This window comes from Mesorhizobium sp. M1E.F.Ca.ET.063.01.1.1, assembly GCF_003998155.1.
In the GTDB taxonomy this organism is placed as follows: Bacteria; Pseudomonadota; Alphaproteobacteria; order Rhizobiales; family Rhizobiaceae; genus Mesorhizobium.
Map to the genome: position 1 here is coordinate 1 of NZ_RZSC01000438.1, position 4,955 is coordinate 4,955.

Consider the following 4,955-nt stretch of genomic DNA (forward strand, 5'->3'; position numbering starts at 1 on the left):
ATGTCGAGCAATCCCGACCTGCGGGCGGATCCGCCGCCGGCGGATGTGCTGGAGATCGCATCCGCCAGTCAAAAGCCGTTCCACCTCAACTACGTCAGCGGCGAGGGATCGATCTCGGCCGGGCTCGTCTGCGGCTATCTGGCCTGTGATGCCCTGCCGTTCAACCCACTGCTCGAAGCGCTGCCGCCGGTCATCAAGGCCGGAGACTCAAAAGGCGATGCCGGCTGGCTCGGTCAGTTCATCAAACTGGCGGTATCGGAGGTCGCGCAGAAGCGGGCGGGCAGCGAGACCGTGCTCACCAAGCTCAGCGAACTGATGTTTGTCGACGTGCTGCGTCGCTATGTGGAATCGCTGCCGCCGCAGCAGACCGGCTGGCTGGCGGGTCTGCGCGATCCGCATCTGAGCAAGGCGCTGGCGCTGATCCACGACTGGCCGGCGCACAACTGGACGATTGAATCCCTGGCGAGAGAATCCGCCCTGTCCCGCACGGTCCTTGCGGAGCGCTTTACAAGGCTCATCGGAATCCCGCCGATGCACTACCTCGCCAAATGGCGCATGCAAATCGCCTCGGAGCTGCTCAGCACCGGCAACAGCAACATCGCCAGCATTGCGGCGGACATCGGCTACGAGTCCGAGGCGGCGTTCAGCCGTGCCTTCAAGAAGATGATCGGCGTCCCGCCTTCGGCCTGGCGGCTTGGCGTTCGGGCCGCGTCCGGCTCCGGAAGCGATGAGGCTCCCGAAACCGAAGGCGAACCGCGCAACGAACTGATTGACTGAGGCGGCGAACTAGCGATCGGCCAGCGCCAGCTTGGCGCCGAGCATGACGAAGGCACCGGCGAAGGTGCGGCGCATCCAGGTCAGCACCATCGGCCGCGACACGATGTGGCTGCGCACCGAGGCAGCGAACACGCCGTAGACCGCGAAGACGACGAAGGTCATCAGCATGAAGACGCCGGAGAGTTCCAGCATCTTGGCAAGCGCGTGCGGCTCGCCGGTGCTGACGAATTGCGGCAGGAAGGCAAAGAAGAAGATCGACAGTTTTGGATTGAGGATGTTGATCAGGATGCCGGAGGTGATGATCCTGGCCGCGGAGCGCGGGGCGACGTTCTCGTCGACACTCAACCCGCCTTTCTCCTTCAGCGTGTTCCAGGCCATGTAGAGCAGGTAGGCGACGCCGAGATATTTCAGCGTCTCGAAGGCGACTGCGCTGGTGTGCAGCACCGCGGCGAGACCGGTGACGGCGGCCGCCATGTGCGGGATGATGCCCAGAGTGCAGGCGAAGGCGGCGATGACCGAGGCGCGCGCGCCGCGCGAAAGGCCGGCGCTCAGCGTGTACAGAACGCCGGTGCCGGGCGAAGCGACGATAATCAGCGACGTCAACAGGAATTCGATGCTCACGGTTTCCTCCAAGGCCCTGCCCGTGGGGCACGGTACCGGGAGGTGTGGGTCTGGGCAAGCGGGGCGCTTTTCCTCGCCCCCACGAAGTGGGGGAGAGGTGGCTCGGCGAAGCCGAGACGGAGAGGGGGAATGGCGCCGCCCTTGAAAGCAGTCAGAGGAAACCCACCAGCGTCGCAGCCCCCTCTCCGGCCGCTTCGCGGCCACCTCTCCCCCGCCTTGCGGGGGCGAGGAAATTAGCTCAACGCCAGCCCATACGCCGCCCTTGCCATCAGGCAGTCATCGCCGCCGGGCATGCAGGCGCGGCAGACATCGGGGCGCAGTTCGTAGATGCCGCAGGCCGTATGTCTGCCGACCTCGCCGGTGAGCGCTGAACATCGGCCCCCCTCGCAGCGCATGCCGGAGTGGTCGGCCGCAACCAGTTCGGCCGGAATGCGGTCGAGCTGTTCGTCCTCCTCGGTCGAAAAGCGCGGCCAGTCGGCCGAATAAGCGCAGCAGGCGCCGCAGCTCTGGCAGTCGAACGCGGCAGATGCATCGCTAAGGATTAGAAGGGATTGGTCGTGCGGCAAAGGCGATCCTCGTGCTGCAAGTGCCTCTAGCACAGAGGTCGGGAATCCACCCGCATCGATCGAACAAGAATTTTTTATTTTGCCGGGAACCCTTTCGCCGGCTGCGAGTTATTTCTGGTCGTCAGCAGTTCATGAGCAATCGAGAAAGGTTGACGGCAAAAGCGCCTCCCGCGCCGTAAAAAGCGCGAGAGGCGTTTTTTTCGCCCTACATGATCGCGCTCATCATCGGCAGGATTTCATAACGGAAGCCGCGGCCCGAACGCACCACCGGATCGCCGTCGGTCACCGCTCTGGCCTCGGCCTCGCTGCCGACGCGCAGGATCAATAGGCCCCATGGTCCGGCTGGATCGGCGACGGGACCGGCCAGCATCATCGTGCCGGCGCGAAGCTGGCCGCGCAGATAGTCGGCATGCGCGTTCATCAGCGATTGCTCTTCCTCCGTCATGGTGAAGGCGAAATCAGGCCGCGGCGGGATCATCCGGCAATGGAAGATCATTGGCGCCTTGGCTTCACGCGATGCTTCGTTGCTGGCCATCGATGCTCCTCCGAGACTAATACTGCGCCGGCCAGCTCGGCTGGCGCAAGAGACCCTTCAGTCCATGCCGAAACCGCCCTGCCGATCAAAGCGATCGAGGATCGCCTTGAGGTGGCGCTTGAGGTCCTCGAGGCCGGTGACCGATCACCTCGGCATATTCCGCCTCGATTTCGAAACTCGGCGTCCGCGATCGTCACGCCCATTGGCTGCTGGAGGAGCCGGGCTGGGAAGAGATCGCCGGCAGCGTGGCCGATTTCCTGGCCGGCCATAAAGGCGCAGCTCAGCCGCATTGCCTGGTTCAACGCTCCTGATCGGTCGGGCGGATCAGGATTTCGTTGATGTTGACGCGCGGCGGCTGGCTCACCGCATAGAGAATGGCGTTGGCGATATCTTCGGCGGTCAGAGCTTCCATCGTGGCAAGGCGGTGTTCCAGACCGGCTTTGAATTCCTGATTGGTGATGTGGTCGCCGAGCTCGGTGCGTACGAGGCCGGGTTCGATGACGGTGACGCGCACCTTGTCGGCATAGACCTCGCGGCGCAGCGATTCCGAAAAGGCCACCACGCCGAACTTGGTCGCCGAGTAGCCGCTGGCGCCGGGATTGGCGACGCGGCCGGCCACCGACGAGACGTTGACGATATGGCCCTTGGCAGACTTGAGGTGCGGCAACGCCGCCTTGGTGGTGGCCATCAAGCCGATCAGGTTGAGCTCGATCATGCGCCGCCAGTCGTCGAGATCGGCTTCAGCCGCCGGCGCAAGCAGCATGACGCCGGCATTGTTGACGAGGATGTCGAGCCGGCCCCATTCGGAAACGACCTTGTCGACCATGGCGATGACGTCATCACCCTTGGCGATGTCGGCTTCGATGGTCAGCGCCGTGCCGCCGGCTTTTTCGATGCGGCCGGCCAGCGTCGCCAGGCGATCGACGCGGCGGGCGGCGACCGCCACCTTCGCGCCGGCGGCGGCAAGGGCGGCGGCGGTCGCCTCGCCGATGCCGGACGAGGCGCCGGTGACGAGCGCGACCTTACCGGCGAGTTGGGAGTTTGTGGATGTCATGAGAGTTCTCCAGGAGCCCGGCCCGCTCCCTCACATAGGCTGCGAGAGACGTTCTTGAAGCCCCGCCATCGGAGCAGTTGACGCAACTCCACATCGAAGCGGCTCGCCTTGGCCTAGTCCTGTTCGTGCGGTCCCGGCTCCGGCCAAGGCTCCTTGGCGGCTTCGGCGTACCAGTGCCGCATCGCCGGTGTCGCCAGGACCGCGTCGACATAGGCGCGGGTGACAGGCGCCAGCTCGCCGCCATAGGTGTCGAAGCGGGTGACGATGGGCGCATACATGGCGTCCGCGGCCGTGAAATGGCCGAACAGGAACGGGCCGCCCTCGCCATATCGCTCGCGGCATTGCCGCCAGATCGCCTCGATGCGCGCCCGCTGCGCCTCGCCCTCGGCATCGAGCGGCTTATGGGCCTTCGGCCGGCGCAGGTTCATCGGCCAGCCATAGCGCACCTCGCGGAAACCCGAATGCATCTCGGTCGCTACCGAGCGGGCGAAGGCACCGGCGCCGAGGTCTTCGGGCCAGAGCTTTTTCTCGGGGTAGAGGTCGGCCAGATATTCAAGGATCGCAAGGGTTTCCCAGACGATCCTGCCATTGTGATTCAGGATTGGAACAAGTCCGGTCGGCGAGACCTTGGCAAGGTTGGCGGCGGTCTCCGGCGTGCGCAGGCGCACGAAGCTTTCCTCGAAGGGGATCTCCAGATGCTTCATCGCCACCCATGGCCTGAGAGACCAGGACGAAAAGCACTTGTTGCCGATGAAGAGAGTGAAGTTCGCCAAGACGGTTCCCCCGATTCAGGTGTCACCTTAGTGATCGCATAGCGGAGCAGACAAGGGTTATGCAGGCCAGCCGCCCCCTCGGCCCGGCCCTGCCGACCACACGGATACGGAACCGCGAACCAGACCTGGCCGTTTCTCTCGCGGATTGGATCTCCGGGAGATGCGGAGATGGTGAACATGGATCAAATATTGGGCTTGGCCAAGCAGGTCAAAGGTTCGGTCCGGCTAACGATAGGCAAGGCCACCGGAAACCGTGTGATGCAAATCAGGGGCATGGCGGACAAGTCTGCGGGCCAGGTGCAGAAGGCCTGTGGCGACATGAAAGCCATGCTCAAAAAAGCGATGTGATTGGCAGGCCCGCGGTCACGTCTCAAACGTCTTCGCAAAGGCGTTGGTGAAGACGACCTCGCCATGGTCGCCGGCCGCCTCGCCCAGGAGCACATCCATATTGTCGTCAGTCACCCGCGCCAGCGCGAAACCGCCCATATAGGCCGCCTTCGGCTTGACGAGGTCGAGCCCGTCGCGCTGGTAGATCATCGGCACTTCGTGCTGATGGCCGTGGAAGACGGCGATGACATTGTAGCCCTTCAGCGCGGCCACCAGCGCCTGGCGGTCGGCCTCGCCCCACC

At 64.3% G+C, this 4,955-nt stretch carries 7 protein-coding genes and 1 pseudogene; 2 read left to right on the plus strand and 6 right to left on the minus strand.

The features are described 5' to 3' along the window. Entirely contained in the window at window positions 1–777 is a 777-nt protein-coding gene (locus EOA29_RS24780) for an AraC family transcriptional regulator (RefSeq protein ID WP_145969779.1), read from the plus strand. A 9-nt stretch (window positions 778–786) separates the two neighbouring features. Here the strand turns inward: EOA29_RS24780 and EOA29_RS24785 are convergent, their stop codons facing one another. The 5 genes from EOA29_RS24785 to EOA29_RS24805 all read right to left on the minus strand — a co-directional run bounded on the left by EOA29_RS24785 (window position 787) and on the right by EOA29_RS24805 (window position 4,326). Next, window positions 787–1,398 carry a LysE family translocator gene (locus EOA29_RS24785; protein WP_126094452.1) on the minus strand — a complete coding sequence of 204 codons (612 nt, stop codon included), beginning with the start codon at window positions 1,396–1,398 and terminating at the stop codon, window positions 787–789. 233 nt (window positions 1,399–1,631) lie between these two features. Beyond that, window positions 1,632–1,964, minus strand: a complete 333-nt coding sequence (locus tag EOA29_RS24790; protein ID WP_245464705.1) for a YkgJ family cysteine cluster protein — start codon at window positions 1,962–1,964, stop codon at window positions 1,632–1,634. 205 nt (window positions 1,965–2,169) lie between these two features. Further along, entirely contained in the window at window positions 2,170–2,499 is a 330-nt protein-coding gene (locus EOA29_RS24795) for a YciI family protein (RefSeq protein WP_126094454.1), read from the minus strand. Window positions 2,500–2,797: 298 nt separating this feature from the next. Then, window positions 2,798–3,553: an SDR family NAD(P)-dependent oxidoreductase gene (locus EOA29_RS24800; protein WP_126094455.1), complete on the minus strand. Its 756-nt coding sequence runs from the start codon at window positions 3,551–3,553 to the stop codon at window positions 2,798–2,800. A gap of 113 nt (window positions 3,554–3,666) precedes the next feature. After that, complete coding sequence (locus EOA29_RS24805; protein ID WP_127221748.1) at window positions 3,667–4,326, minus strand: glutathione S-transferase family protein; 660 nt, start codon at window positions 4,324–4,326, stop codon at window positions 3,667–3,669. Between the two features lie 168 nt (window positions 4,327–4,494). On the opposite strand from EOA29_RS24805, the gene EOA29_RS24810 reads away from it, so the two are divergent. Next, entirely contained in the window at window positions 4,495–4,674 is a 180-nt protein-coding gene (locus EOA29_RS24810; RefSeq protein WP_126094457.1) for a CsbD family protein, read from the plus strand. Window positions 4,675–4,689: 15 nt separating this feature from the next. On the opposite strand, the pseudogene EOA29_RS24815 reads toward EOA29_RS24810, so the two are convergent. After that, window positions 4,690–4,955, minus strand: a pseudogene (locus EOA29_RS24815) (metallophosphoesterase); the annotation flags it as partial.